The 26,929-nt window shown below is 75.1% G+C and carries 16 protein-coding genes; 12 read left to right on the top strand and 4 right to left on the bottom strand.

Annotated features, from left to right (window positions below; all coding sequences use genetic code 11):
* Positions 1-213: 213 nt before the first annotated feature.
* Positions 214-1,131 carry a dihydrodipicolinate synthase family protein gene (locus tag ACH4SL_RS29855; RefSeq protein WP_398451174.1) on the bottom strand — a complete coding sequence of 306 codons (918 nt, stop codon included), beginning with the start codon at positions 1,129-1,131 and terminating at the stop codon, positions 214-216.
* The gene (locus ACH4SL_RS29850) at positions 1,131-2,585 is read right to left on the bottom strand and encodes a sialate:H+ symport family MFS transporter (protein ID WP_398451172.1); all 1,455 of its coding nucleotides are present in this window, start codon (positions 2,583-2,585) and stop codon (positions 1,131-1,133) included. The genes ACH4SL_RS29855 and ACH4SL_RS29850 overlap by 1 nt, the downstream gene beginning before the upstream one ends.
* 100 nt (positions 2,586-2,685) lie before the next feature.
* Between ACH4SL_RS29850 and ACH4SL_RS29845 the strand changes: the two genes are divergently transcribed.
* The 7 genes from ACH4SL_RS29845 (at position 2,686) to ACH4SL_RS29815 (ending at position 10,230) form a co-directional block, all read left to right on the top strand.
* The gene (locus ACH4SL_RS29845; protein WP_398451170.1) at positions 2,686-3,435 is read left to right on the top strand and encodes a FadR/GntR family transcriptional regulator; all 750 of its coding nucleotides are present in this window, start codon (positions 2,686-2,688) and stop codon (positions 3,433-3,435) included.
* Positions 3,436-3,697: 262 nt separating this feature from the next.
* On the top strand, positions 3,698-6,349 hold the full coding sequence (locus ACH4SL_RS29840; protein WP_398451168.1) for an FUSC family protein: 2,652 nt from the start codon (positions 3,698-3,700) through the stop codon (positions 6,347-6,349).
* An 89-nt stretch (positions 6,350-6,438) separates the two neighbouring features.
* The gene (locus ACH4SL_RS29835; protein ID WP_398451166.1) at positions 6,439-6,675 is read left to right on the top strand and encodes a DUF6381 family protein; all 237 of its coding nucleotides are present in this window, start codon (positions 6,439-6,441) and stop codon (positions 6,673-6,675) included.
* Between the two features lie 38 nt (positions 6,676-6,713).
* Positions 6,714-7,904 (top strand): alpha-hydroxy-acid oxidizing protein, encoded by a 1,191-nt coding sequence (locus tag ACH4SL_RS29830; RefSeq protein ID WP_398451164.1) that lies wholly within the window; start codon positions 6,714-6,716, stop codon positions 7,902-7,904.
* 64 nt (positions 7,905-7,968) lie between these two features.
* The gene (locus ACH4SL_RS29825) at positions 7,969-8,448 is read left to right on the top strand and encodes a hypothetical protein (RefSeq protein ID WP_398451162.1); all 480 of its coding nucleotides are present in this window, start codon (positions 7,969-7,971) and stop codon (positions 8,446-8,448) included.
* A 50-nt stretch (positions 8,449-8,498) separates the two neighbouring features.
* On the top strand, positions 8,499-8,849 hold the full coding sequence (locus ACH4SL_RS29820; RefSeq protein ID WP_398451160.1) for a YciI family protein: 351 nt from the start codon (positions 8,499-8,501) through the stop codon (positions 8,847-8,849).
* A gap of 37 nt (positions 8,850-8,886) precedes the next feature.
* The gene (locus ACH4SL_RS29815; RefSeq protein WP_398451158.1) at positions 8,887-10,230 is read left to right on the top strand and encodes an RNA polymerase sigma factor; all 1,344 of its coding nucleotides are present in this window, start codon (positions 8,887-8,889) and stop codon (positions 10,228-10,230) included.
* Here the strand turns inward: ACH4SL_RS29815 and ACH4SL_RS29810 are convergent.
* Positions 10,193-10,738, bottom strand: a complete 546-nt coding sequence (locus ACH4SL_RS29810; protein ID WP_398451156.1) for a hypothetical protein — start codon at positions 10,736-10,738, stop codon at positions 10,193-10,195. The two genes, ACH4SL_RS29815 and ACH4SL_RS29810, sit on opposite strands and share 38 nt — an antisense overlap.
* Before the next feature lie 256 nt (positions 10,739-10,994).
* The gene (locus ACH4SL_RS29805) at positions 10,995-11,495 is read right to left on the bottom strand and encodes a GbsR/MarR family transcriptional regulator (RefSeq protein WP_398451154.1); all 501 of its coding nucleotides are present in this window, start codon (positions 11,493-11,495) and stop codon (positions 10,995-10,997) included.
* 105 nt (positions 11,496-11,600) lie between these two features.
* Here ACH4SL_RS29805 and ACH4SL_RS29800 point away from each other — a divergent pair, with 105 nt between their 5' ends.
* The 5 genes from ACH4SL_RS29800 to ACH4SL_RS29780 all read left to right on the top strand — a co-directional run bounded on the left by ACH4SL_RS29800 (position 11,601) and on the right by ACH4SL_RS29780 (position 26,911).
* Positions 11,601-12,506: an ATP-binding cassette domain-containing protein gene (locus ACH4SL_RS29800; RefSeq protein WP_398451152.1), complete on the top strand. Its 906-nt coding sequence runs from the start codon at positions 11,601-11,603 to the stop codon at positions 12,504-12,506.
* Positions 12,503-14,101, top strand: coding sequence for an ABC transporter permease (locus tag ACH4SL_RS29795; protein WP_398451150.1), 1,599 nt, complete (start codon positions 12,503-12,505; stop codon positions 14,099-14,101). The genes ACH4SL_RS29800 and ACH4SL_RS29795 overlap by 4 nt, the downstream gene beginning before the upstream one ends.
* Before the next feature lie 37 nt (positions 14,102-14,138).
* Positions 14,139-14,912: a thioesterase II family protein gene (locus ACH4SL_RS29790; RefSeq protein ID WP_398451148.1), complete on the top strand. Its 774-nt coding sequence runs from the start codon at positions 14,139-14,141 to the stop codon at positions 14,910-14,912.
* A gap of 193 nt (positions 14,913-15,105) precedes the next feature.
* Entirely contained in the window at positions 15,106-16,371 is a 1,266-nt protein-coding gene (locus tag ACH4SL_RS29785) for a cytochrome P450 (RefSeq protein WP_398451146.1), read from the top strand.
* Positions 16,372-16,435: 64 nt separating this feature from the next.
* The gene (locus tag ACH4SL_RS29780; protein ID WP_398451408.1) at positions 16,436-26,911 is read left to right on the top strand and encodes a type I polyketide synthase; all 10,476 of its coding nucleotides are present in this window, start codon (positions 16,436-16,438) and stop codon (positions 26,909-26,911) included.
* Positions 26,912-26,929 lie beyond the last annotated feature (18 nt).

The following is a 26,929-nucleotide window of genomic DNA, read 5'->3' as shown; positions in this document are numbered from 1 at the left end:
AAACGTGCTGTAAACGTTTACAGAGTGATCCCTCGTCAGGCCCTCGGAAGGAGGGGAGGCCGTCCGCATGTTGCGCGGAGGTTTCACTGACGATCAGTCAATTGTGACCTGAATCACGGCGCAGGGGGAGGGGTTCGGCGAATCTTGTTCGCGCCCTGTCTTGGGCGCGGAGGAAAACCGCAGGTGAGGGGCGGCGGACCGCCCCTCACCCGGTCAGTCGGCGGGGCCGAGACCGGCAGCTTCGAGCCGGTCGGCGACCGCCCGCGCCTCGGCCTCCGTCAGGGGCAGCAGCGGCGCCTGGGTGTACGCGTGCCGGATGACGCCGCGGGCGGTGAGCGCGGCCTTGAAGGCGCCGAGCGCGCCCGACATCCGGCCGATCCGGGCCCGGTCGGCGACCTCGACGATCCCGAACAGCTCCGTCAGCCGCCGCTGTTCGGCCGCCGCCGCGGCGGTGTCCCCGGCCCGCGCCGCCTCGTAGAGCCGCACGTAGCCGTGCGGGTCGACATTGCCCAGCCCCGGCACGATCCCGTCGGCGCCGCGGGCCATCGCGAGGTCCGCGAGCGTCTCGGACCCGGTGAGCACGCCCGCGCCGCTGCCCGCGGCGCCGTCCAGCACGCGCTGGAAGGACTCCAGGTCACCGGAGGAGTCCTTGACCGCGGCGATGACCTTGGCCTGGGCCAGCTCGGCCAGCAGCGCCGGGGGGAGCTTCAGGTGCACGTTGGAGGGGATGTCGTAGGCGACGACGGGCACGTCGAGCCGCCGGTGCAGCAGCTCGTAGTGCGCCCTGACCTCGGCCTCGCCGACGCCGACGTAGAACGGCGCGGTGACCACGACCGCGGCGGCGCCCAGCGCCTGCGCGCGGCGGGCGTGGTCGAGCACCCGCAGGGTGCCGGTGTCGATCGCGCCGGCCAGCACCGGGACCTGCCCGGCGGCGGCGCCGACGACCGTACGCAGCGCGGTGTCGCGCGCCGCGTCCGTCAGCTGGGCGATCTCACCGGTGGACCCGCCGACGAACAGGCCGTGCACACCCGCGTCCAGCAGGAAGCCGGTGAGGCGCTCCAGCGAGGCGGTGTCCACCTCCCCGTCCTCGGTCAGCGGGGTGCACAGGGGAGGGACGACTCCGTGGAACATCAGACCTTCTCACTTGCCGGTGGTTCTACGCTTGCGGATTGTCCTGCTGTCGCGGCGCGCCGGTCGGCGGCGCGCTGGACGCGTGCCGGTACGTCGAAGCCGACCAGCAGGACGACGACGGCGGTCAGGGCGGCGCCGAGCACGGCCAGCGCGGTGCCGAGCCCCAGCGGCCCGGCGATCTTCTCGCCCAGGACCGGCGCCGCCGCGCCGCCGAGCGCGCCGACGTTGTAGCTGAACCCGAGTGCGGCGGCGCGCATACCGACCGGGTAGTGCGAGCTGATGTAGCTGGGCAGCACACCGGAGGCGCCCTGGCTGGTGCCGACCAGCAGGAACAGCAGCACCCACAGGGCCACGGTGTGCCCCTCGCCGAGGGCGAAGACCGGGTAGACGAAGACCAGCGAGACGAGCAGCATCCCCACGTACGCCCGCCGGGTGCCGAACCGGTCGCCGAGGTAGCCGCTGGCGACCGAGCCGACGGCGTAGCCGAAGCCCGCGTACAGCAGCGCGTCGGAGACCTGCCCGGGGTCGTAGTGCAGATCGGTCTTCAGGTACGTCGGCAGCAGCGACTGGAGCGGCCAGGAGTAGAGGAACGCGCAGAAGACGGTGACCATCAGCCCCACCACGACCGGCCACAGCCGCTGCGCGAAGCGCACCGCGAGGGCGACGAAGCAGGCCGCGATCACCGCGACCAGCAGCAGCGTGACGGCGAGCGACTGGTTGCGCAGCACCACCAGCAGCGCGACCGCCGCGACCAGGCACACCGGGACCGTCCACAGTCTGCTGCCGCGCGCGAAGAGCAGCGCGGTGGCGCTGACCGGCCGCTCGCCGGAGTCCTTGGAGCGCTGCCACTCCTCGGCCTCCGGCAGCCTGCGGCGCAGCCAGATCGCGAGGAAGACCGGGAGGATGCCGATCCAGAACAGCACCCGCCAGCTGGTGTGCGGCACCACCCAGGCGTACGTCTTGGCGGCCAGCACCCCGCCCAGCGGGTAGCCGGACAGCAGCATGCCGCTCGCGGTGTTGCGCATCCGGCGCGGCCAGCTCTCGATGATGTACGTGGCGCTCGCGCTGTACTCGCCGGCCATGCCCAGCCCGACGACCATCCGGAAGGCGAACAGCGACCAGTAGTTCCACGAGAAGCCGCACAGCACCGAGCCGACCGCGTACAGCGCGATGCTCAGCACCATCGCGGGGCGGCGGCCGAAGCGGTCGCCGAGCGCGCCGATGGCCAGGCCGCCGAACCAGCGCGAGACGAAGGCGGCCGACACCAGCGTCGCGGCGGTCACGCCGGACAGGTGGAAGTCGTGCGCGATCTCGGTCAGGACCAGGGAGATCAGTCCGAAGTCGAAGCCGTCCATGGCGTAGCCGAGCCACGCGGCCGAGAAGGCTCTCCAGTCCCGCCGGGAGAGTTCGGCGCGCCAGCGCAGCGGGGGCGCGGCGTCGTATGTGCTGCTCATGTGCTCGCATCCTCGGGAGCCGGGTCGTCGGAGTCGCTTCTTCTGGACTCATGGGACGTAGGACGTCCGACGTCCTACGCGTGGCGGTAACGTAGGCCGCATGTCAGCTCAGCGCAAGCCCCCCGAGGTGGCGGCCACCCTGGCCGACCGCCCGCGCCGGCCCAGCGTGCAGGACCAACTGATCGACCTGATCGTGGAGTTGGACCTCGATCCGGGAGAGGTCCTGCCGCCGGAGCCGGAACTGATGCGCACCCTGGGTGTCAGCAGGAATTCGGTGCGTGAGGCCCTCAAGGGGCTCCAGGCGCTCGGCATCGTCGACATCCGGCACGGCTACGGTACCTACGTCGGCACCGCGCAACTGCGCTCCCTCGCCCCCGGCCTGCTCTTCCACACCCGGCTGGCGGTGCGCCGCGACGACCCGCGCGGGCTGCTGGACATCGTCGAGGTCCGCGCGCTGCTGGAGTCCGGCCTCATCCGCCGCTCGGCGCTGGAGCTGGACGACGCCGACCTCGACCGGCTGCGCGCCGAACTCGACGCGCTGGAGGCCGACGGCGACACCGGCCGCGCCGGACACGACCGCCGCTTCCACGAGCTGCTCTACGAACCGCTCGGCAACGCCCTGGTGCTGCAGCTCATCGCGCTCTTCTGGGACGTCTACCGGCAGGTCGAGAGCGAGGTCGGCAAGCCGCACACCGCGCACGGCCAGGTGGTCCGCCAGCACCGCCGGGTCCTGGAGGCCGTCGCCGCCCGCGACCCGGACGCCGCCGCCGCCCGCATCGCCGAGCACTTCGCCGACATCACCGGCCGCTTCGACCGCTGGACCGGCACGCCCCGCCCGGCGTCCGGCTGACACCCCCCGGGCGCGCGGCGGGCACGGTGGGTCCGGTCCGCGGGGTGGTACGGGCACGGTGGGGCCGGTCCGCGGGGTGGTACGGGCACGGTGGGGCCGGTCCGCGGGGCGGTACGGGTCCGGTCCGCTCGGATCGCCCGGGCCGTACGGGCGCGCCGCCCGTCGCGCCACGCCGCGGGGGGCGCGTCCAGCGGCGATACTCGACGCCAGCGGTGACCGGGCCCCGGGCGCCGGTCCCGGCGGAACGGAGAGGCACGCCCGTATGGAGACCACGAGCCGCGGCACGGGAGACGGCGACCGCGGCTCGGGCCCCGCGGGGCTGCCCGCCCGGGCCCTGGCCTGGCTGCGCGGGCGCGACCCGGGCCTGGCCGCCACCCGCCGGGCGGGGCGCGGCGCCATCGTCATGCCGGGGCTCTTCGCGCTGTGCAGCCAGGTCATCGGCTCACGCGAGATGGCGAGCTTCGCCGCCTTCGGGGCGTTCGCGATGCTGCTGCTCGTCGACTTCGACGGCCCGCTGCCGCGCCGGCTGCGGGCGATGGCCGCGCTCGCCGCGACCTGGGCGGTGCTGATCTGCTGGGGCACCGCGGTCTCCCGCGTCACCTGGCTCGGGGTCGCGTCCATGGCGGTGGTCGGCTTCGCCGTGCTCTTCTGCGGCATCGTCAGCTCCACGCTGGCCGGCGCCACGACCGCGCTGCTGCTCGGCTTCATCCTGCCGGTGTCGCTGCGCGCGCCGCTGTCCGCGCTGCCTGACCGGCTGGCCGGGGCGGGGCTCGCCGCGGGCGCGTCCATGCTCGCCGCCGCGCTGCTGTGGCCGCGCCCGGCCACCGACCCGCTGACCGGGCCCGCCGTCGCCGTCACCCGGGCCGTGGCCGCGCGGCTGCGGGTAGACGCCGCCCTCGTCCTCGGCCCCGAACCGCCCGACGACGCCCGCTGCGCCCGCGCCGCAGCCGACGTCACCGAGGCCGAGAACCGGCTGCGCCGCGCCTTCGACGGCACCCCCTACCGGCCCACCGGCCTGTCGACGGGGGGCCGCGCGCTGGTCCGGCTGGTCGACGAGCTGACCTGGCTCACCGCGATCGTCGCCCACGGCGGCACACCGCAGGACGCCGCCCGCGGCCGCGCCGCAGCCCCCTGCCAGGTCAAGCGCGCCGCCGCCGACACCCTGGAGCGCGCCGCCGACCTCCTCACCGCCCGCACCGGCGACCCCACGCCACTGCGCACCGCCGCCGACCGGCTGCGCACGGCGCTGGACACGCTGGAGCAGGACGCGACGAGCCGGCTCCCCGTCCTGGCGCCGGGCACGGCCACCGGGCCGGAGGGGCAGCGGCCGGCACCGGGGCCGGGAGCCGCGCTGCCGGGCGCGAGCGCCCCGCCGGGCGGCGGGCGGCCACGGGGCGACGGACGCGGGTCTGCCGATTCCGGCGCAGACGCGCGCGGAGCCGACAGGTCCGGCCCGGACGCGCGCGGTGCCGGTGCGTCCGGTGAGGGCCGGGGCGGGGACGGTGCGTCCGGCGAGGGCCTGGGCGGGGGCGATGTGTCCGGGCCGGGTGGGCGTGGGCGCGTGGGGCAGGGGGGTGCCGCGGGCGGGGCGGGACCGGAGCCTTCCGGGGACGCCGGTGTCACCGCCTTCCTCGGGGCGCTCGACGCGTCCTTCCGGGCGCAGGAGCTGAGCTTCGCGGTGCTGCAGATCGCCGCCAACGTCGAGCTGGCCGCCGCCGCGGAGCGGCGCGGCTGGGCCGACCGGCTGCTGGGGCGGGCGCCCCGCGGGCTGCCGTCCGCGCCGGAGGCCGCCCGGGAGCGGGCCGCGGCACACATCTCCGGGCACTCGGTGTGGCTGCACAACAGCGTGCGCGGCGCGGCAGGACTGGCCCTCGCCGTCGCGATCACCGACCTGGCGAGCGTCCAGCACTCCTTCTGGGTCGTGCTCGGCGCGCTCTCCGTGCTGCGCTCCAACGCCCTGAACACCGGGCAGAACGCGGTGCGCGGCCTCGCCGGTACGGTCGCGGGGTCGGTGATCGGCGCCGGGCTGCTGCAGCTCATCGGGCACCACAGCGTCCTGCTCTGGTATCTGCTGCCGGTCGCCGTCCTGCTGGCCGGCGTCGCGCCCGCCGTGATTTCTTTCGCCGCGGGCCAGGCGGCCTTCACCGTCACGCTGGTGATCCTCTTCAACATCGGGCAGGTCCCCAGCTGGCGCGTCGGCCTCTTCCGCGTCGAGGACATCGCCATCGGCTGCGCGGTGAGCCTCGTTGTCGGGGTGCTCTTCTGGCCGCGGGGCGCGGCGGCGGAGGTGGACAAGACCATGGCGGCGGCCTATCGGGACAGCGCCGACTACCTCGCGGACGCGGTCGACTATGCGGTCGGCTGCTGCTCCGCCGGACCCGGACCCGGACCCGGGCCCGCGGCCGCGCCGCTCGCCGCCGGGCGGCAGGCCGCCGCCGCGGCCCGGCGGCTGGACGACGCCTTCCGCGGCTACCTCACCGAACGCGGGCCCAAGCCCGTACCGCTCGCGGAGATGACCGCGCTGGTCACCGGGGTGGTCGGGCTGCGGCTCGCCGCGGACGCGGTGCTGGGGCTCTGGCAGCGGGCCGGCGACCCGCACAGCGACGCCGAGCGGGCCGCGGCCCGTACCGAGCTGCTGTCCGCCGCGGACCGGGTCTCGGCGTGGTACCACGGGCTGGCCGCCGGTATCGGGGACGGCGGGCCCGTCCCCGCGCCGCAGCCCGACGACCCCGCCGCCGACGCCCGGCTCGCCGCCGCCGTAGGCCGTGACCTGCGCGACGAGCGGGGCCGGGCCACCGCCACGGCGGTCCGTATCGTCTGGACCGGCGACCACATCGCCGCCGCGCGCCGCCTGCAGTCCTCCCTCGCCCTCGCCGCCGGCCGCACTCGGAACCGGCCGCGGACGCTCACCTGACCCGCGCCGGGAAGGGACCTGGGTGGCCGTGCGGCGCGGAGCCTGGTTCGCTGGAAGGCGAGGACACCCCACGGGAGCGAGGTCCCGCCATGACGGAGCAGGGCACGACGGAGCAGAGCACGACGCGGCAGGCCATGACCGAGCAGGAAGCGTCCCACCGCCACGTCGAGCAGATGCGGGAGCAGGCCCACCGGCTGGAGGACGACGCGGCGCACGCGGCGGACGACGCCGAGCGCAGCTCGTTGGAGAAGCGGGCCAGGCAGTTGGAATCGGACAGCGATCAGGAGAGCATGATGGCCGCCGGGGACATCTACCCCGCGCAGTAGCGGCCCGCACCGCCGCCCGACCGCGAGGACATCACCGTATGAGCGACCAGCAACCGCCGTCTGCGCAGCCCGCGTTCGGGAACTACCAGAACGACATCTACCTGCGCGCCCTCGGCGGTGTGCTGCCGGAATACCCGATGGCCTACGCGGAGCTGGAGCGGCGCGCGGCCGCCGCGCTACCGCCCTCGGTGTGGTCGTACGTCGCGGGCGGCGCGGGCGACGAGGCCACCCAGCGCGCGAACACCGAGGCCTTCGCGCGCTGGGGCCTCTACCCGAGGATGTTCGTCGGCGCGAGCACCCGGGATCTGTCGGTGGAGCTGTTCGGCAGGACGTGGCCCGCGCCGCTGTTCATGGCGCCGATCGGGGTGCTCGGGCTGTGCGCGCAGGACGGCCACGGCGACCTCGCCGCCGCGCGCGCCGCGGCCCGCACCGGCGTGCCGATGACGGCCTCGACGCTGTCGGCGGACCCGCTGGAGGACGTCGCCGCCGAGCTGGGCGGCACGCCGGGCATCTTCCAGCTCTACACCCCCAACGACCGCGACCTCGCCGAGAGCCTCGTCCGCCGCGCCGAGCGGGCCGGTTACGCCGCGATCGCCGTCACCCTCGACACCTGGGTCACCGGCTGGCGCCCGCGCGACCTCGCCACCGGCAACTTCCCGCAGCTGCGCGGCCACTGCCTCACCAACTACCTCACCGACCCGGTCTTCCGGCGGCTGCTCGGCAAGGACCCGCGCGACGACCCGCAGGGCGCCGTGCTGCTCTGGACGCAGCTCTTCGGCAACCCGCTGACCTGGGACGACCTCGGCTGGCTGCGCTCGATCACCGCGCTGCCGCTCGTCGTCAAGGGCATCTGCCACCCCGAGGACGCCCGGCGCGCCCGGGACGGCGGCGTGGACGGCGTCTACGTCTCCAACCACGGCGGCCGCCAGGCCAACGGCGGCCTGCCCGCGCTGACCGTGCTGCCCGACGTGGTCGCCGCGGCGGACGGCCTGCCGGTGCTCTTCGACTCCGGCGTGCGCTCCGGCGCCGACGTGGTCAAGGCGCTCGCGCTCGGGGCCACCGCCGTGGGCCTCGGCCGCCCGTACGCGTACGGCTGCGCGCTCGGCGGCACGGACGGTGTCGTGCACGTCCTGAAGTCGGTGCTGGCCGAGGCCGACCTCATCATGGCCGTGGACGGCTACCCGACGCTCGCCGACCTCACCCCGGCCGCCCTGCGCGCCCTGCCCTGACCCTCCGACCTGCGCGGACGGTATGCCCGCGGGCATTGTCAGTGGTGCGTGGGACGCTGCCCGCATGACTGTATGGAGCCTGCTGGACCTCGACCGGGCACTGCGCGCGTCCTGGGCCGCCGACACCTGCTCGCCCGACGACGTCGCGCGCGAGCCGTGGTCGCCGGACAATCCGGCGTGGGGGCAGTGCGACATCAGCGCGCTGGTCGTCCACGACCTGTTCGGCGGCGACCTGGTGGTCGGCGAGGTCGACCTCGCGGGCGTCCCGCGGAATTACCACTGGTGGAACGCATTGCCGAGCGGCCTGCAGCTCGACGTCACGCGGGAGCAGTTCCGCCACGGGGAGCGCGTCACGGGCGCCCGCCGGGTCGTCCGGCCGCCGGGGCCGCTGCCGCGCCGCTGGGAGGAGTACATACGGTTGCGCGAGCGCGTCGCCCGCCACCTGGGCGGCCCGCTCCCCGCGCCCGGCGGCGGATCCGCCGCGGCGGGTGTCGATTCCGGGGCGTCCCCGTTCGTCGAAGGGACGGAAAGCCACGACAGGTGACCGGGCCGCGCGCACGCGCTCCGGGAGCCGGGACAGGAAGGACGGGAGCCATGGCGCGCTACCTGCTGCTCATCCACGACAACGAGGAATACGCCGAGACGGCGGGCGAGGCCGCGCTGCGAGCGCTCGACGAGGGGCACCGGGTCTTCAACGAGGAGCACAAGGACGTGGTCGTCTCCGGCGAGCACCTCAAGCCGACGTCGACCGCGACGGTGGTGCGCGAGGACGGCGCGGGCGGCCACCTGGTGACCGACGGCCCCTACGCCGAGACCAAGGAGGCGCTGGGCGGCTACTACATCGTCGACGTCCCCGACCTGGACGCGGCGCTCGCCGTCGCCAAGCGGCTGCCCTACTTCGGGCGGCCGGGCGAGGCGGCCGTCGAGGTCCGCCCGCTGTACTGACACGACCGACGCGGGGCCGAGAGGAGCGAGGACGACCATGGCGGCCGGGGAGCCGGGAGGGGAACGGGCGGGACGGGCCGTGCGGGCGGCGGCGGGGTGCTCGGGGGAGTCCGCCGCCGCCCGCGCCGTCGCGGAGGCGCACCGCACGCAGTGGGCCTTCGTGCTCGCCGCGACGGTCCGCGTCACCCGCGACCTGGACCTGGCCGAGGAGTGCGTGCAGGACGCCTACGCCAGGGCCCTGGTCGCCTGGGAGTCCTCCGGGGTGCCGGACCGCCCCGCCGCGTGGCTGACGACCACGGCCCGCAACCGGGCCGTGGATGTCATCCGCCGCGCCGCGTTCCTGCGCACCGCGCTGCCGCTGCTCGCCGACGACGAGGCGGTGGGCGGGCCCGCGGACGGCGCCGACATCCCCGACGAGCGGCTGCGGCTGGTCTTCACCTGCTGCCACCCCGCCCTCGCCCTCCAGACCCAGGTCGCGCTGACGCTGCGGCTGGTGTGCGGCCTGACCACCGCCGAGATCGCCCGCGCGTTCCTGGTCACCGAGACGACCATGGCCGCGCGCATCACCCGCGCGAAGAAGAAGATCGCCGCGGCCGGGATCCCGTACCGGATACCCGACTCCGAGGAGCTGCCCGAGCGGATCGACGCGGTGCTCACGGTGGTGGACCTGGTCTTCACCACCGGCCATGTCGCCCCCGCCGGGCCCGGACTGCTGCGCACCGACCTGCTCGCGCGGGCCGCCGAGCTGGCGGCCATGCTCGGTGGGCTGCTGCCGGGGGACGCCGAGGTCGCGGGCCTGCGGGCGCTCATCCTGCTGACCGACGCCCGCCGCGAGACCCGCACCGACAGCGCGGGGCGCCCGGTGCTGCTGGCCGAGCAGGACCGCACCCGGTGGGACCGCGCGGCCATCGCCGAGGGCCAGGCCCTGCTGCGCCGCGCGCTGCGCCGCCGCCCGCCCGGGCCCTTCGCGCTGCGGGCGGCGATCGCGGCCGTGCACGCCGAGGCACCGACGTGGGAGGACACCGACTGGCCGGAGATCGTCGGCCTGTACGACCTGCTGCTGCGCCGCCGCCCCACACCGGTGGCCGCCCTCAACCGCGCCGTCGCCCTCGGCTTCGCCCGGGGCCCGGCAGCGGGCCTGGCGGCCCTGGACGCCCTCGCGGCCGAACCGCAGCTGGCCGGCTACCCCTACGCGGCTGTCGCCCGCGGCGAGTTCCTGCACCGGCTGGGCCGCACCGCGGAGGCCGCGTCCGCCTACCAGGAGGCCCTGCGCAGCACCGCCAACGAGGCCGAGCGCGACTTCCTGCGCACCCGTGCCGCCGCTCTGGCAGGGGACCCGGCGGTCAGTCCAGCGTGTCCGACGAGCCCGGGATCGCGGTGAAGCGGATGCGGGCGGAGTCGCCGCTCAGGCCGAACGGGGCACCGATCGCCTCCCACGTCACCAGCCCGCGGTGCGCCGCATGGGCCGCCGCGGCGCTCCACATCGGGGCCAGGCCCTCCACCCGGGCCGCCACCCGCAGCGCCGTGAGCTGCTGCTTCTCGGACAGCTCGTCGATGCGCCGCTGGAGCGTGCCGAGCAGCTGCTCGACGTCCCGCGGGATCAGGCCCTCGGCCGCCGCGGTGTGCCGCTCCCAGTCCGCGTACGGGCCGGAATCCTCCTCGTAGCCCTCGGTCGCCTCGTCGTCGCCGAAGTCGACCGGATGCGCGGCGCTGCCCCGCCAGCCGCACGCGCACGCTCCCTTGACGGCCACCGCGCGCGGCCCGTCGGCGCCGTTGTACGACCACCACGGCATGCGGGTGCCGTCCTCCTGCGGGCCCGGCTCGCCGCCGTCCGCCAGCACCGCGGCCACGAAGCCCTCGTGGCGCCCGCTCTCGTCGATCCAGCCCATGCTGTACAGCCTCTCGTCCGCCGGAACGTACCCCAAGGCTCGCGGGCGTGCTGACGCCGCGTCAAGGCTCCCCCCGGCGCGCGTTCCGAACGTGCTGAGCCGCCCCGCGCACCCCTTCGATTCCCGCTGCCGACTACGTCCGCGCGGGCGCGTACTGCGCCGCGGGTCGTACGCCGGCGCGCGGAATCCGCGGTGCCGGCGGAGGCGCCGGGCCCGCCCGCCCCCGACCGCCCGCCGCCCCCATGGCGGCGGGCGGTCAGCCCTGCCGTGGCAGGGGCGGCAGGCTCCGGGCCCGCAGCGCCTTCCACCGGTCCAGCACGTCGGCCATCTCCTGCTGGGCGAAGCCGAAGAAGTCCCGCATCTCCGCGATGCGCGCCCCGGCTCTCGTGCCCGGCCCGCCCAGCGCCCACGTGCCGCGCTCGGTCGCGGCGATGATGCGGCTGAACATGCCCTGCTTGGTGACCGCGGCGGCGTACCAGGTGTCGTCGGGCAGCACGTACAGGTCGCTGCGCGAACCGGGCACCGACTCCCGCCCGACGAGGCCGACCTGGGCCAGGTAGCGGACGGCGCCGGAGATCGCCGCCGGGCTCACCGCCAGCAGTTCCGCGAGCCGGCCCGCCGTCAGGCCCCGCTCCTCCGAGGCCATGAGCGTCATCAGCACCCGTGCGCTCATCCTGGGGACACCCAGATCGGCGAACAGCACGGCCGTCTGCTCGACGAAACGGCGTGTGTCCTCCTCGTCCCGTCCGACGGACATGACCCACCATCTCCTCCCGGACCCGTGCGCCGGAACCCGCGCACCTGCGTATGCATTGTGTCATGAAACTTCACAACTCTGTGAAGATGCGGATACTGTCGTTTCGTGAACGGAAACGACGACGTGATCAACACATCAGGATTACGCAAGCAGTTCAGGCAGGCCGTCGCCCTCGACGGACTCGACCTGACGGTGGCCCAGGGCGAGGTCCACGGACTGCTCGGGCCCAACGGGGCGGGGAAGTCGACCACCATCCGCATCCTGCTCGGACTGCTGCGCGCCGACGGCGGCACCGCCACCCTCTTCGGCGGCGACCCCTGGCGCGACGCGACAGAGCTGCACCGCCGGCTCGCCTACGTCCCCGGCGACGTCAGCCTGTGGCCCGGCCTGACGGGCGGCGAGACCATCGACCTGCTCGGCTCGATGTACGGCGGCCTGGACACCGCCCGGCGCGACGCCCTGGTGGAGCGGTTCGAGCTGGACCCGAAGAAGAAGGGCCGCGCCTACTCCAAGGGCAACCGGCAGAAGGTCGCCCTGATAGCCGCCCTGGCCTGCGACGCCGACCTGCTCATCCTCGACGAGCCGACCTCCGGCCTCGACCCGCTCATGGAGGCGGTGTTCGGCGACTGCGTCGCCGAATTCACCGCGCAGGGCGGCACCGTCCTGCTCTCCAGCCACATCCTGGCCGAGGTCGAGCGGCTGTGCGACCGGGTGTCCATCGTCCGGCAGGGCCGCCGCGTCGACACCGGCACGCTCGACGAGCTGCGCCATCTGTCGCGCACCACCATCGTCGCGACCGTCAGCCGCCCGGTCGCCGGGCTCGACGCCGTCACCGGCGTGCACGAACTGGAGACGGACGGGCTGCAGTTGCGCTGCCAGGTCGACCCGGACGTGCTGGAGAAGGTGCTGCGGCTGGTCACCGACGCCGGGGTGCGCTCGCTCGTCAGCCGGCCGCCCACGCTAGACGAACTCTTCCTGCGCTACTACTCCGGCGCGGAGGGCAAGCGATGAGCCGCGGCGCCCCCGCCGGCACGACCGAGCTGGTCAAGCTCGCCTCCCGGCGCGACCGCCTGCTGCTCGCGGTCTGGGCCGACGCCCTGATCGGCAGCTCCTTCTCCACCGCCTACAGCCTGAAGGACCTCTTCCCCGACGCCGAGTCCCGGCGCACCTTCGTCGCCGGCATCCGCGGCGCCTCCGGGGCGGCCCCGCTGTACGGCGCGGTCAACGGCACCTCGCTCGGCGCCCTCACCGCATGGCGGCTGGGGGTCGTGGCCGCCGTCGCCGCCGCCGTCATGTCGGTCATGCTCGTCGTCCGGCACACCCGCGCCGACGAGCAGACCGGCCGCCAGGAGCTGGTGGCCGCCGGGGTCGTGGACCGTACGGCGCCGCTCGTCGCGGCGCTCCAGCTCGCCGTCACGATGGACCTCACCGTCGGGGTGGGCATCGGCGCGGTGCTGCCCATCCTCGGACTGCCGGTGGCCGGGGCCTTCGCGCTGGGCCTGGCCGTCGCCGGATGCGGCATCGTCTTCGCCGGGGTCGCCGCCGTCACCGCGCAGGTCTTCGAGTCCGCGCGCACCGCGACCGGCTCCGCGCTCGCGCTGCTGGCCTTCTTCTTCCTGCTGCGCGCGGTCGGCGACACCGACGACTCGCTGACGTGGGTGCGCTGGTTGTCACCGATCGGCTGGGCGCAGCAGGTGCGCCCCTACGCCGGGGACCGCTGGTGGGTGCTCGCGCTGCCCGCCGCGGCCGCCGCCGCGCTGGTGTCGGCGGCGCTGCGGCTGCTGGAGCGGCGCGACTACGGCGCGGGCCTGGTCGCCGCCCGGCCCGGCCCCGCCCGCGCGGGCGCCGCCACCCGCGGCGCGTTCGGCCTGGCCTGGCGGCTGCACCGCGGCACGGTCCTGAGCTGGACCGGCGGCGTCCTCGCGGGCGCGCTCGTGACCGGCTCCTTCGTCAAGAACGTCGACGTCCTCGCGGGCGGCGCGAGCGTGCGCAAGCTCATGACGGAACTCGGCGGCACGCAGGACCTGCAGAACGCGTATCTCGCCGCGCTCATGGGTACGTTCGGGATCATGGCGGCAGCCCTCGTGCTCAGCGTGCTCACCCGGGCCCGGGCCGAGGAGGCCGACGGTCGGATCGAGCTGGTCTTCTCCGGCACGGTCGGCCGCGCCCGCTGGGTGACCAGCCATGTGGTGGTCGCGGCCGGCGGCGCCACCGCCGTCCTCGCCGCCGCGGGTCTCGGCACCGGCCTGTCCTACGGGCTGAGCGCGCACCGCCTCGGGCACGGCCTGGGCAGCATGCTCGGCGCCGCCTTCGCCCAGCTCCCCGCCGTCCTCGCGGTCGGCGCCGTCGCCGTCCTGCTGCTGGCCGCCTTCCCCCGCCTCACCGCGGTGAGCTGGGGCCTGTACGGCGTCTTCGCCTTCGTCACCCTGGTCGGGCCGTCCCTGAAGGCCGGTCACTACCTCATGGACGTCTCACCCTTCAGCCAGGTGCCCAAGCTGCCCGGAGCGCCGTTCGAGGCCACCCCGCTGGTCGTCATGGGGGCGCTGGCCCTCGTCGGCCTCGGTGTCTCGCTCGCCGCCTTCCGCCGCCGCGACCTGCTCGCCTGACCGCGCAGCCGGCCGCCCGCCTCCAGGAGTCGAACCGATGAGCACCTCTGCCGCCGACGTGCTGGACCACGACCCGTGGGTCCGCCGCTACCACCCGTCCGACCGGGGCGGCCCCCGGCTGGTCTGCTTCCCGCACGCCGGCGGGTCCGCCACCGCCTTCCACAAGCTCTCCGCGCTGCTCGCCCCCGGCGTCGAGGTGCTGGCCGTGCAATATCCCGGGCGCCAGGACCGGCGCGGCGAGCCGGGCGCCGAGTCGATCGACGAGCTGGCGGCCGCCTTCACCGGCGCCTCCACGGGGTGGCGCGACCGCCCGTACGCCTTCTTCGGCCACAGCATGGGCGCGGTCGTCGCCTACGAGGTGGCGCGCCGGCTCAGCAAGGACGGCGGGCCGCAGCCCGTACGGCTCTTCGCGTCCGGGCGGCGCGCCCCCTCGCGCTTCCGCCCCGGCACGGTCCATCTGCGGGACGACGCGGGCGTGCTCGACGAGCTGCGGATGCTGGGCGGCACCGACGAGCGGATGCTCGCCGACCCGGAGATCGTCCAGATGGCGCTGGGCCCGACCCGCAGCGACTACAAGGCCATCGAGACCTACCGCGAGGAGCCGGGCTTCGCGCTGTCCTGCCCGGTGACGGTGCTCACCGGCACCGACGACCCGCACACCACGCTGGACGAGGCCGCCGCCTGGGCCGACCACACCGAGGCCGGGTGCGACCTGCTGACCTTCCGCGGCGGCCACTTCTTCGTCGACGAGCGGCGCGCGGAGGTGGCCGAGGCGATCCGCACCGCGCTGCGGGAGACGGCCGCCGGCTGACACCGGGGACGGCCCGCCACCGTACGGCGGCCGTACCGCACGCACCACGACGCCCGGCAGGGGAGGACCCCTGCCGGGCGTCCGCGTACCTGCGCAAAGGCCGGGCGGGCGCCGGAAAGCACCGCTTAAGGGGCCGTTGTGAGACTGGCGCGGACCGGTGTTCGCAGCCGTCCCACCCGTGAATCGAGGCACTGTGTCCCCGACGGAAGCCAGATTCCCCTCCTCCGGCACGTCCGGCACCGCCCCCGCGCCCGACTTCCTCGATCCGTCGTTCTGGCTGCGGCCGCACGAGGAGCGCGCGGAGGTCTTCGAGCGGCTGCGCGCCCTGCCCGGCCCGGAGTTCGTGCCGCCGCGGCTGCCGTGGGGGCCCCTGGGAAACGGCTACTACGCGCTCGCGAAGCACGCCGACATCCTCGAGGTCAGCCGCCGCCCGCAGGACTTCTCCTCGGAGGGCGCCACCGGGATGGTCGGCCCGGAACTGGGCGAGTTCTACGGCTCGATGATCACCATGGACAACCCGGAGCACGCCCGGCTGCGGCGCATCGTGTCGCGGTCGTTCGGCCGCAACATGGCGCCCGCCTTCGAGGCCATGTCCCGCGAGGTGGCCCGCGGGCTGGTCGCCGCGCTCGTCGAACGCGGGCCCGGCGACTTCGTCCGCCCCGTCGCCGCCGACATGCCGATCGCCGTGCTCAGCACCATGATGGGCATCCCGCCGGACGACTACGAATTCCTCTTCGAGCGCACCAGCACCATCATGGGCGCCCTCGACCCCGAGTTCGTCGCCAGCCCCGAGGAGGCCGCCGCCGCGGTGCTCGGCGCTTCCCGGGACCTCGGCGACTACATCGCGGGCCTGCGCGAGGACCGCCTCGCCCACCCGCGCGCCGACGTCATCACCCGGCTCGTCCAGGTCCAGGAGGACGGCGAGCAGCTGACCGGCCAGGAGCTGGTCTCCTTCTTCATCCTGCTGGTCAACGCCGGGATGGAGACGACCCGCAACGCCATCTCCCGCGCCCTGGTGCTCTTCACCGAGCACCCCGAGCAGCGGGCCCTGCTGGTGTCGGACTTCGAGCGCCACGCGAAGAACGCCGTCGAGGAGATCCTGCGGGTGGCCACCCCCATCAACTGGATGCGCAGGACCGCCACCCGCGACTGCGACATGAACGGCCACCGCTTCCACGAGGGCGACCAGGTCTTCCTCCTCTACTGGTCCGCCAACCACGACGAGAAGGCCTTCGCCGACCCCTACCGCTTCGACATCACCCGGGACCCCAACCCGCAGCTCTCCTTCGGCGCGCCGGGCCCGCACTTCTGCCTCGGCGCCCACCTCGCCCGTATCGAGATCGCCGCCCTCTACCGCGAACTGCTCGCCGCGCTCCCGGAGATCCGCTCCACGGGGGAGCCCAGCCGGCTCGCGTCGAGCTTCGTCGAGGGCTACAAGCGGCTCGACTGCACGTTCTGACCCTGCACTTCCGCGAAGTCCGCAGCGAGAGGAGAGCCCGGGGATGGCGAAGGACGAGGAGCGGCTGCTCGACCACCTGAAGTGGGTCACGGCCGAACTGCGCGACACCCGCAGGCGGTTGAGCGAGGCCGAGTCCGCCCTGCCCGAGCCGGTCGCGATCGTCGGCATGGCCTGCCGCTTCCCCGGCGGGGTGAACGGCCCGGACGACCTGTGGAATCTGGTGGCGTCCGGCTCCGAGGGCCTGACCGACTTCCCGGCCGACCGCGGCTGGGACCTGGACTCCCTCTTCGACGCCGACCCGGACCGCCCCGGCACCAGCTACACCCGGCAGGGCGGCTTCCTGCACGGCGCGGCCGGCTTCGACGCCGGCTTCTTCGGCATCTCGCCGCGCGAGGCGCTCGCGATGGATCCGCAGCAGCGGCAGTTGCTCGAAGTCGCCTGGGAGACCTTCGAGCACGCCGGGATCGACCCGCGCGGCCTCGTCGGCAGCGACACCGGCGTCTGGGCCGGGGTGACGTCGCAGGAGTACGTCGTGCTCACCGCCATGGCCCAGAACGAGGTCGAAGGCTATGCCGCCACCGGGAATTTGGGGTGTGTGGTGTCGGGGCGGGTGTCGTATGTGCTGGGTCTTGAGGGTCCTGCGGTGACGGTGGATACGGGGTGTTCGTCGTCGTTGGTGGCTTTGCATTCTGCGGTGGGTGCGTTGCGGGGTGGTGAGTGTTCTTTGGCGTTGGCGGGTGGTGTGACGGTGATGGCGACGCCGGGGGCTTTTGTGGAGTTTTCGCGGCAGCGTGGGTTGGCGGTGGATGGTCGTTGTAAGTCGTTTGGTGCGGGGGCGGATGGTACGGGGTGGGGTGAGGGTGTGGGGTTGGTGTTGTTGGAGCGGTTGTCGGATGCGCGGCGTCGTGGGCATCGGGTGTGGGGTGTGGTGCGGGGGAGTGCGGTCAATCAGGATGGTGCGTCGAATGGTTTGACGGCGCCGAATGGTCCGTCGCAGCAGCGGGTGATTCGGCAGGCGTTGGCGAATGCGCGGTTGTCGGGTGCGGATGTGGATGTGGTGGAGGCGCACGGTACGGGGACGCGGCTCGGTGATCCGATCGAGGCGCAGGCGCTGATCGCCACATACGGTCAGGGGCGTGCTGCGGAGAAGCCTTTGTGGCTGGGTTCGGTGAAGTCCAATATCGGGCACACGCAGGCGGCCGCGGGAATGGCGGGCCTCATCAAGATGGTCATGGCGATGAACCACGGCGTCATGCCCAGGACCCTGCACGCCGACGAGCCCACCACCGAAGTCGACTGGTCCAGTGGCGCGGTGGAATTGCTGCGGGAGGAGCGCGCGTGGCCCGAGGAGCCCGACCGGCCGCGCCGGGCCGGGATTTCGGCCTTCGGGATCTCCGGCACCAATGTGCACGTCGTCCTCGAACAGGCTCCCGCGGGGGAAGCCGACCCGGCGGGCGCTCCCACCGCCGCGCTCGGCGGGCTGACCCCCTGGGTGGTCTCCGGCGCCTCCGCCGAGGGGCTGCGGGCGCAGGCCGGGCGGTTGGCGGACTTCGCCGAGGAGGCGGGCTCCGGCGCCGTGGACGTGGGCTGGTCGCTGGTGTCCGGGCGGGCGGTGCTGGACCACCGCGCGGTCGTCGTCGGCGACGATGCCGGTCAACTCCGCGCCGGACTGCGGGCATTGGCCGAGGCCACCCCTTCTGCCGCCGTGGTGGAGGGCGACCCGCTTCCCGTCGGGCCGGGCCCCGTGCTGGTCTTCCCGGGGCAGGGCGGCCAGTGGCGCGGGATGGGGGCCGAACTCCTCGACGCCTCACCCGTTTTCGCGGCGCGGATCGCGGAGTGCGAGCGGGCGCTCGCGCCGTATGCGGACTGGTCGTTGGAGGAGGTGCTGCGCGGGACGGCCCCTGGCGTCGACATGGACCGGGTGGACGTCGTGCAGCCCGCGCTGTGGGCGGTGATGGTGTCGCTGGCCGCCGTGTGGGAGTCCTACGGGGTACGTCCGGCGGCCGTGGTGGGCCACTCGCAGGGGGAGATCGCCGCGGCCGTGGTCGCGGGCGCTCTCACCCTCGAAGACGGCGCCCGCATCGTCGCCGTACGCTCGCGCGCCCTGCGGGCCCTCGCCGGGCGCGGCGCCATGGCGTCGCTCGCTCTGGGTCTCGACGCCGCCGAAGCCGTGCTCGCCGACCGGCCCGACGTGGCCGTGGCAGCCGTCAACGGCCCCTCGTCCACCGTCATTTCGGGCGCGCCTGCCGCGGTCGCCGAGGTCGTGGCGCAGGTCGAGTCCGAGGGCGGACGGGCGCGGCTGATCGACGTGGACTACGCCTCGCACGGCCCGCACGTGGACGACATCGCCGCCGAACTCACCGACCTGCTCGGCACGATCACGCCCGCCGACACCACGGTGGCCTTCTATTCCGCCCTCACCGGCGGCCGTGTCGACACCACCGAACTCGACACCGGCTACTGGGTGCGCAACCTGCGCCACCGCGTCCGCTTCGCCGAGGCCGTCGAGGCGGTGCTCGCCGACGGGCACCGCGTGCTGGTCGAGTCCGGCCCGCATCCGGTGCTCAGCGCGGGCGTGCAGGAGACCGCCCAGGCTCTCGACATCCCCGTGGCGACGGTCCCGACGCTGCTGCGCGACAAGGGAGGCGCCGACCAACTGGTCCGCGCCCTCGCCCAGGCCTTCACCGCGGGCCTGGCCGTCGACTGGAAGGCCTGGTACGGCGCCGAACCCGGCGCCCCCGCCGTACCCACCGTCGACCTGCCCACGTACGCCTTCCGGCACCAGCCCTACTGGCTGAAGCCCGACAAGTGGCCCGGCGCCCGGGACGACGCGGCCGAAGCGGACGAGGCCTTCTGGAACGCCGTCGAATCCGGCGACCTCGCCGGGCTCGGGGCCGGGCTGGACGCCGCCGGGGAGGGCACCCGGCAGGCGCTGGACACCGCGCTGCCCGTCCTCGCGCGGTGGCGGCGCGGCACCCGCGAGCAGGGCCGGATCGACGGATGGCGCTACGGCGAGGCGTGGTCCGCCGCCGAAGGCCTCGACGCCGCGCCGCGGCCCGCCGGGGAGTGGTTGCTCGTGGCACCGCGGCGGCTCGCCGGAGACCCCGCCGTCGAGACCGTCACCCGCGCCCTCGACGGCCACGGCGCCGCCTGCACCCTGCTCGCCCTGGCACCCGGGGAGCTGGAGCGCGACGCCCTGACCGCGCTGCTGCGCGACGCGCTGCCCGCGGACACCGCCGTCACCGGCGTGGTCAGCCTGCTCGGCCTCGACCAGGAGCCGCACCCGCGGCACCCGCACCTGCCGTCCGGCCTCGCCGCGACCCTCACCCTCGTCCAGGCGCTGGACGGCGCGGAATTCGGCGGGCGGCTGTGGGGCGTGACCCGCGCCGGCGTGTCCGCCGGGGAGGGCGGCCGCGCGGTGAGCCCCGCGCAGGCGCAGGTGTGGGGCCTCGGCCGGGTCGTGGCGCTGGAATACCCGCGGCTGTGGGGCGGGCTCGTCGACCTGCCGGACACGGACGACGACGGGACGGCCCGGCTGCTGGCCGCCGTCCTCGCGCAGACCGCTCCGGACGGCGAGGACCAGGTCGCGCTGCGCGCGCAGGGCCCGCTGGCCCGCCGGCTGCGCCCGCTGGCCGCCCCCGCGCCCGGCCCGGAGTGGCGGACCGGCGGCACCGCCCTGGTCACCGGCGGCACCGGCGGGATCGGCGGCCGTGTCGCCCGCTGGCTCGTGGAGCGCGGCGCCCGGCACATCGTCGTGGCCGGCCGGCGCGGCGCCGACGCCCCCGGCAGCCAGGCCCTCACCGCCGAACTGGCAGAGCTGGGCGCCACCGTGGACATCGCCGCGTGCGACGTCGCCGACCGCGACCAGGTGGCGGCGCTGCTCGCCCGCGTCCCCGCCGGGCAGCCGCTGCGCGCCGTCTTCCACGCGGCGGGCGTCGGCGACTACACCCCGGTCCGGGATCTGGACGGCGACCGGCTGGCGCAGGTCGCCGCGGGCAAGTCCGGCGGCGCCCGGTGGCTCGACGAGCTGACGCGCGGGACGGACCTCGACGCCTTCGTGCTGTTCTCCTCCGGCGCCTCCAGCTGGGGCAGCGGCCAGCAGGGCGCCTACGCCGCCGCCAACGCCTACCTCGACGCCCTCGCCGCGCGGCGCCGCGCCACCGGCCTCCCGGCGCTGTCCGTCGCGTGGGGGCCGTGGGGCGAGGCGGGCATGGCCGCGGACGACGCGGTGACCGCCTTCTTCCGCGACCGCGGCCTCACCGCCATGCCGCCCGGCCTCGCCCTGCGCGTGCTGGGCCAGGCCCTGAGCCGCGGCGAGACCGCGCTGACCGTCGCCGACTTCGACTGGCCGCGCTTCGCCGCGACCTTCGCCGGGCAGCGCGCCAGCCGGCTGCTCGCCGAGATCCCGCAGGCCGCCGAGGCGCCCGAGCAGGCCACCGCCGAGGAGAGCCCGCTGCGCCGCCGGCTGGCCGCCGCGGCGACGGGCCAGCGGCAGCAGATCCTCGTCCAGCACATCCGCGCCCTGGCCGCCGGGGTGCTCGGTCACGCGGGCCCCGACGCGGTCTCCGCGACCGCGCCCTTCTTCGAGCTGGGCTTCGACTCGCTCACGGCCGTCGAGCTGCGCAACAAGCTCGGCACCTCGCTCGGGATGTCCCTGCCCACCACGCTGATCTTCGACTACCCCACGGCCGACGCGCTGGCCCGCCACCTGCTGACGGAGATCGCCGGCGCCGCGGAGCCCTCAGGTGTCCCGGCCGCGCTCCCCGCGGGCCCGGCCGGGCTCTCCGACGAGCCGATCGCGATCGTCGGCATGGCCTGTCGCTTCCCCGGCGGGGTGACCAGCCCCGAGGAGCTGTGGGAACTCGTCGCCGAGGGCCGGGACGCGATGACGTCCTTCCCCGCCGACCGCGGCTGGCGCCTGGAGACGCTCTACGACCCCGACCCGGACCGCCCCGGTACCAGCTACGTCCTGGAGGGCGGATTCCTGGCGGACGCCGGGGAATTCGACGCGGACTTCTTCGGCATCTCGCCGCGCGAGGCGGTCGGCATGGACCCGCAGCAGCGGCTGCTGCTGGAGACCGCGTGGGAGACCTTCGAGCGTGCCGGTATCGACCACGGCGCACTCAAGGGCACCGACACCGGCGTCTACGTCGGCGCGACCATCTTCGACTACCTGTCGATCATCGGACTCTCCAGCGCCGATATGGAGGGCTACACCGGCACCGGGAATCTGGGGTGTGTGGTGTCGGGGCGGGTGTCGTATGTGCTGGGTCTTGAGGGTCCTGCGGTGACGGTGGATACGGGGTGTTCGTCGTCGTTGGTGGCTTTGCATTCTGCGGTGGGTGCGTTGCGGGGTGGTGAGTGTTCTTTGGCGTTGGCGGGTGGTGTGACGGTGATGGCGACGCCGGGGGCTTTTGTGGAGTTTTCGCGGCAGCGTGGGTTGGCGGTGGATGGTCGTTGTAAGTCTTTTGGTGCGGGGGCGGATGGTACGGGGTGGGGTGAGGGTGTGGGGTTGGTGTTGTTGGAGCGGTTGTCGGATGCGCGGCGTCGTGGGCATCGGGTGTGGGGTGTGGTGCGGGGTTCGGCGATCAATCAGGATGGTGCGTCGAATGGTTTGACGGCGCCTAATGGTCCGTCGCAGCAGCGGGTGATTCGGCAGGCGTTGGCGAATGCGCGGTTGTCGGGTGCGGATGTGGATGTGGTGGAGGCGCACGGCACGGGGACGCGGCTCGGTGATCCGATCGAGGCGCAGGCGCTGATCGCCACATACGGTCAGGGGCGTGCTGCCGAAAAGCCTTTGTGGCTCGGATCGGTGAAGTCCAATATCGGGCACACCCAGGCCGCCGCCGGAATGGCGGGCCTCATCAAGATGGTCATGGCCATGCAGCACGGAGTGCTGCCCGCCAGCCTGCACATCGACGCGCCGACCCCGCACGTCGACTGGAGCGGCGGCTCCGTCGAGCTGCTGACCCAGGCCACGCAGTGGCCCGAGGACGAGGGCAGGCCGCGCCGGGCGGGCATCTCCGCCTTCGGGATCTCCGGCACCAACGCGCACGTCATCGTCGAGTCCGCACCGCCCGAGCCCGCCGGTGAAGGCGGCGCGGAGCAGCCCGTGTTCACAGCGGGGGCGCCGCTCGGCGGTGCGCTGCCCTGGGTGCTCTCCGCCGCCTCGCCCGCTGCGCTGCGGGCGCAGGCCGGGCGGTTGGCGGACTTCGCCGAGGAGGCGGGCTCCGGCGCCGTGGACGTGGGCTGGTCGCTGGTGTCCGGGCGGGCGGTGCTGGACCACCGCGCGGTGGTCGTCGGCGACGATGCCGGTCAACTCCTCGCGGGCCTGCGGGCATTGGCCGAGGACGTGCCGTCCGGCGCCGTGGTGGGCGGCGAGCCGGTCGCGGGCAGCGCCGGTGCGGTGCTGGTCTTCCCGGGGCAGGGCGGCCAGTGGCGCGGGATGGGGGCCGAACTCCTCGACGTCTCAACCGTTTTCGCGGCGCGGATCGCGGAGTGCGAGCGGGCGCTCGCGCCTTACGTGGACTGGTCGTTGGAGGAGGTGCTGCGCGGCACCGCTCCTGGGGTGGACGTCGACAGCGTGGACGTCGTGCAGCCCGCGCTGTGGGCGGTGATGGTGTCGCTCGCTGCGGTGTGGGAGGCGTACGGGGTACGTCCGGCGGCCGTGGTGGGCCACTCGCAGGGGGAGATCGCCGCGGCCGTGGTCGCGGGCGCGCTCACCCTCGCCGACGGCGCGCGCGTCGTGGCGGTCCGGGCCCAGGCGTTGCGGGCCCTCGCCGGGCGCGGGGCCATGGCCTCCCTCGGCCTCGGCCGCGACGACGCCGAGGCGCTGCTCGCCGACCGGCCCGGCGTGGTGGTCGCCGCCGTCAACGGCCCGTCCTCCACGGTGATCTCCGGCCCGCCGAAGGACGTCGCCGAGGTCGTGGCGCAGGTCGAGTCCGACGGCGTACGGGCGCGGCTCGTCGACGTCGACTACGCCTCGCACAGCCCGCACGTCGACGAGATCGCCGCCGAACTGCTCACCCGGCTCGACGGGATCGCCCCGGTGGAGACCGCCGCCGCCTTCTACTCCGCCCTCACCGGCGGCCGTGTCGACACCGCGACCCTGGACGCGCGGTATTGGGTGGAGAACCTGCGCCGCCGGGTGGAATTCGCCCAGGCCGTCGAGGCGGTGCTCGCCGACGGCTACCGCGTCCTGGTCGAGTCCGGCCCGCACCCGGTGCTGAGCGCGGGCGTGCAGGAGACCGCGCAGGCGCTGGACCTCGCCGTGGCGACCGTTCCGACGCTGCTGCGCGACAAGGGCGGCGCCGACCAGTTGTTGCGCGCTCTCGCCCAGGCCTTCACCGCGGGCCTGGCCGTCGACTGGAAGGCCTGGTACGGCGCCGAACCCGGCGCCCCCGCCGTACCGACCGTCGACCTGCCCACGTACGCCTTCCAGCGCAGGCACTACTGGATCGACCCCGCCACGCTCGACGGCCCCGGCGACGCCCGCGGCTTCGGCCTCACCGCCGCGGGCCACCCGCTGCTGGACGCCGCGGTCCACCTCGCCGGCAGTGACGAGATCCTGCTCACCGGCCGGATCTCGCTCGACGCCCACCCCTGGATCGCCGACCACGCGGTGGCCGGGTCGGTCCTGCTGCCCGGCACGGCCTTCGTCGACCTCGCGGTGCGCGCGGGCGACGAGGCGGGCTGCGACCGTGTCGAGGAAATCGTCCTGGAAACCCCGCTGATCCTCCCGCCGGAGGGCGCCGTACGCCTCCAACTCGCCGTGTCCGCACCCGCCGAGGACGGGACGCGTACCTTCACCGTCCACTCCCGCCCCGACGCCCGCGGCGACGACCCCTGGACGCGGCACGCCAGCGGCACCCTCGCCACGGGCGCCCGCCCGGACGGCTTCGACTTCACCTCCTGGCCCCCGCCCGGCGCCGAAGCCCTCCCGCTCGACGGCCTGCACGCCGGGCTCGCCGCCGCCGGATACGGCTACGGGCCCGCCTTCCAAGGCCTCAAGGCGGCGTGGCGGCGCGGCGACGAGGTTTTCGCCGAGGCCGCACTCGACGCCGAACTCCAGTCGGGCGCCGCCGACTTCGGCCTGCACCCGGCCCTGCTCGACGCCGCCCTCCAGGCCGGGGGCATCGGCCGCGGCAGCACGCCGGAGGGGCAGATGCTGCTGCCCTTCACCTGGAACGGCGTCACCCTGCACGCGGCGGGCGCGGGCGCGCTGCGCGTCCGCATGGTCCCGCTCGCCGACGGGGTGGCCCTCAGCGCGGCGGACTCCGCGGGCCGCCCCGTCGCCACCGCCGAGGCCGTCAGGTCCCGCCCCGTCGCCCTCGACCAGCTGCGCCCCGCGGACACCGGCCCCGACGGGCTCTACCGCGTCGAGTGGACCCCCGCCCCGGCGCGCGACGGCGCCCTCCCCGCGGCCGCCTGCGAAGTGCTGGGCGCCGACGCCCTCGGCGTCACCGCGGCGCTGACCGCCGCGGGCCACCTCGCCCCCGCCGGGGCGGTGCCCTTCACGGCCGGGCAGCCGGACTCGGACGGAGTGTCCGTCGCCGCGCGCAACGGGACCGGTGCGGAGCCCTTCGCCGCCGGTCCGTTCGGGGCCGAGCCGGTCGCCGCCGACCGGGTCGACGCGGAGGGCTCCGCGGATCCGGCCGCGTACGACAGGCTCGGCGGCGGGCCCGGCGCCGGGCGCGTCCAGGTGCTGGCCGTCCCGCCGCTGCCCGGGACGGGCCTGGACGACCCCGCGGGGCTCGCCGCCGCCGTCCACGCCGAGACCGTACGGCTCATGGGCCTGCTCCAGCAGTGGCTCGGCGACGAGCGCAACGCCGGGGCGCGGCTCGCGCTCGTGACGCGTGGCGCGCAGTCCACCGGCGCCGAACGCGTCGCCGACCTCGCGCACTCCGCGCTCTGGGGCCTCGCGCGCTCCGCCCAGCTGGAGAACATCGACCGGATCGTCCTCGTCGACCTCGACCCGGCCGCCCCCGACGACGAAGCCGCCCGCGCGCTCCCCGGCGCGCTGGCCGTCGCCCTCGGCGCGGGCGAACCGCAGGTCGTCGTACGCGGCGGCGCCCCGCTCGTCCCGCGGCTGGCCCCGGCCCGTACGGAAGCGGCAGCGCCCACCGGTGCGCCCGCCGACGCGGACCCCGCCGCCCCCGTCCCGGCGGACGCGGCACCGGCAGCCCCCACCCCGGCCCTCGACCCCCAAGGCACCGTCCTCGTCACCGGCGGCACCGGCACCATCGGCGCCCTCGTCGCCCGGCACCTGGTCACCGCCCACGGCGTGCGGCATCTGCTGCTCACCGGCCGGCGGGGCCCGCAGGCACCCGGCGCGGAGGCGCTGCGCGACGAACTCGCCGCCCTGGGCGCCGAGGTGACCGTCACCGCCTGCGACGCCGCCGACCGGGACGCGCTCTCCGCGCTGCTCGCGGCCGTACCGGCGGAGCACCCGCTCACCGGGGTCGTGCACGCCGCCGGGGTGACCGACGACGGCACCCTGCCCTCGCTGACCGCCGACAAGGTGCACGCCGTGCTGCGGCCCAAGGCCGACGCGGCGCTCCACCTGCACGAGCTGACGCGCGGCCAGGACCTGGCGGCGTTCGTCCTCTTCTCCTCCACCGGCGGCGTCGCGGGCGTCGCGGGGCAGGCCAACTACGCCGCCGCCAACGCCTTCCTCGACGCCCTCGCACAGGACCGCCGCGCGGCCGGGCTGCCCGGCCAGTCGCTCGGCTGGGGCCACTGGGAGCAGAGCAGCGGCATCACCGGCGCGCTCGCCGACCAGGACATCGCCCGTATGGAGCGCTCCGGCATCCGCGCCATGACCTCGCGGCAGGGCCTGGCCCTGCTGGACGCGGCGGCCCGGCAGCCCGACGCGCTGCTGGTGCCCGCCCGGCTGGACCTGGGCGCACTGCGCGAGCTGGCCGCCTCGGGCGTCCTGCCGCGCATCCTCAGCGGCCTGGTCCGCGCCCGGCCCGCCGCGGCCCGCCGTACGGGCACCGCGGAGGCGGCGGACGCGGCGCCGCTGGCGGAGCGGCTGGCCGGCCTCGCACCGGCCGAGCGCGCCCGCGCCCTGCTGGAGCTGGTACGCCGCAACGTCGCGGCCGTGCTCGGGCTCGGGGACGTCCTCGCGGTCGACCCGGCCCGCCCGTTCAAGGAGATCGGCTTCGACTCGCTCACCGCGGTCGAGCTGCGCAACCGGCTCAGCCGCAGCACCGGCGTCACGCTGCCCGCCACGCTCGTCTTCGACATCCCCACCCCCGCGCTGCTCGCCGACCACCTGCGCGACCGCCTCGCCCTCGACGACGCCACCGGTCCCGACGCGCTGCTGCGGGAGCTGGACCGGCTGGAGAGCCAGGTCGACCTGCTGGACGGCGACGAGGAGCGCGACGCGGTGACGGCCCGGCTCGAAGCCCTGCTGGCGCGCTGCCGCCCCGCCGCCCCGGCCACCGCCGCCGACGGCGAGGGCGTCGTCGAACAGCTCCAGGCGGCCTCGGCCGACGAAGTCCTGCAATTCATCGACTCCCACCTGAGCACGTCCTGAAAGAGGACCTGAAAGAGG

Source organism: Streptomyces sp. NPDC021020 (assembly GCF_044333285.1).
In the GTDB taxonomy this organism is placed as follows: Bacteria; Actinomycetota; Actinomycetes; order Streptomycetales; family Streptomycetaceae; genus Actinacidiphila.
This window is presented reverse-complemented; position numbering and strand designations above follow the sequence as displayed.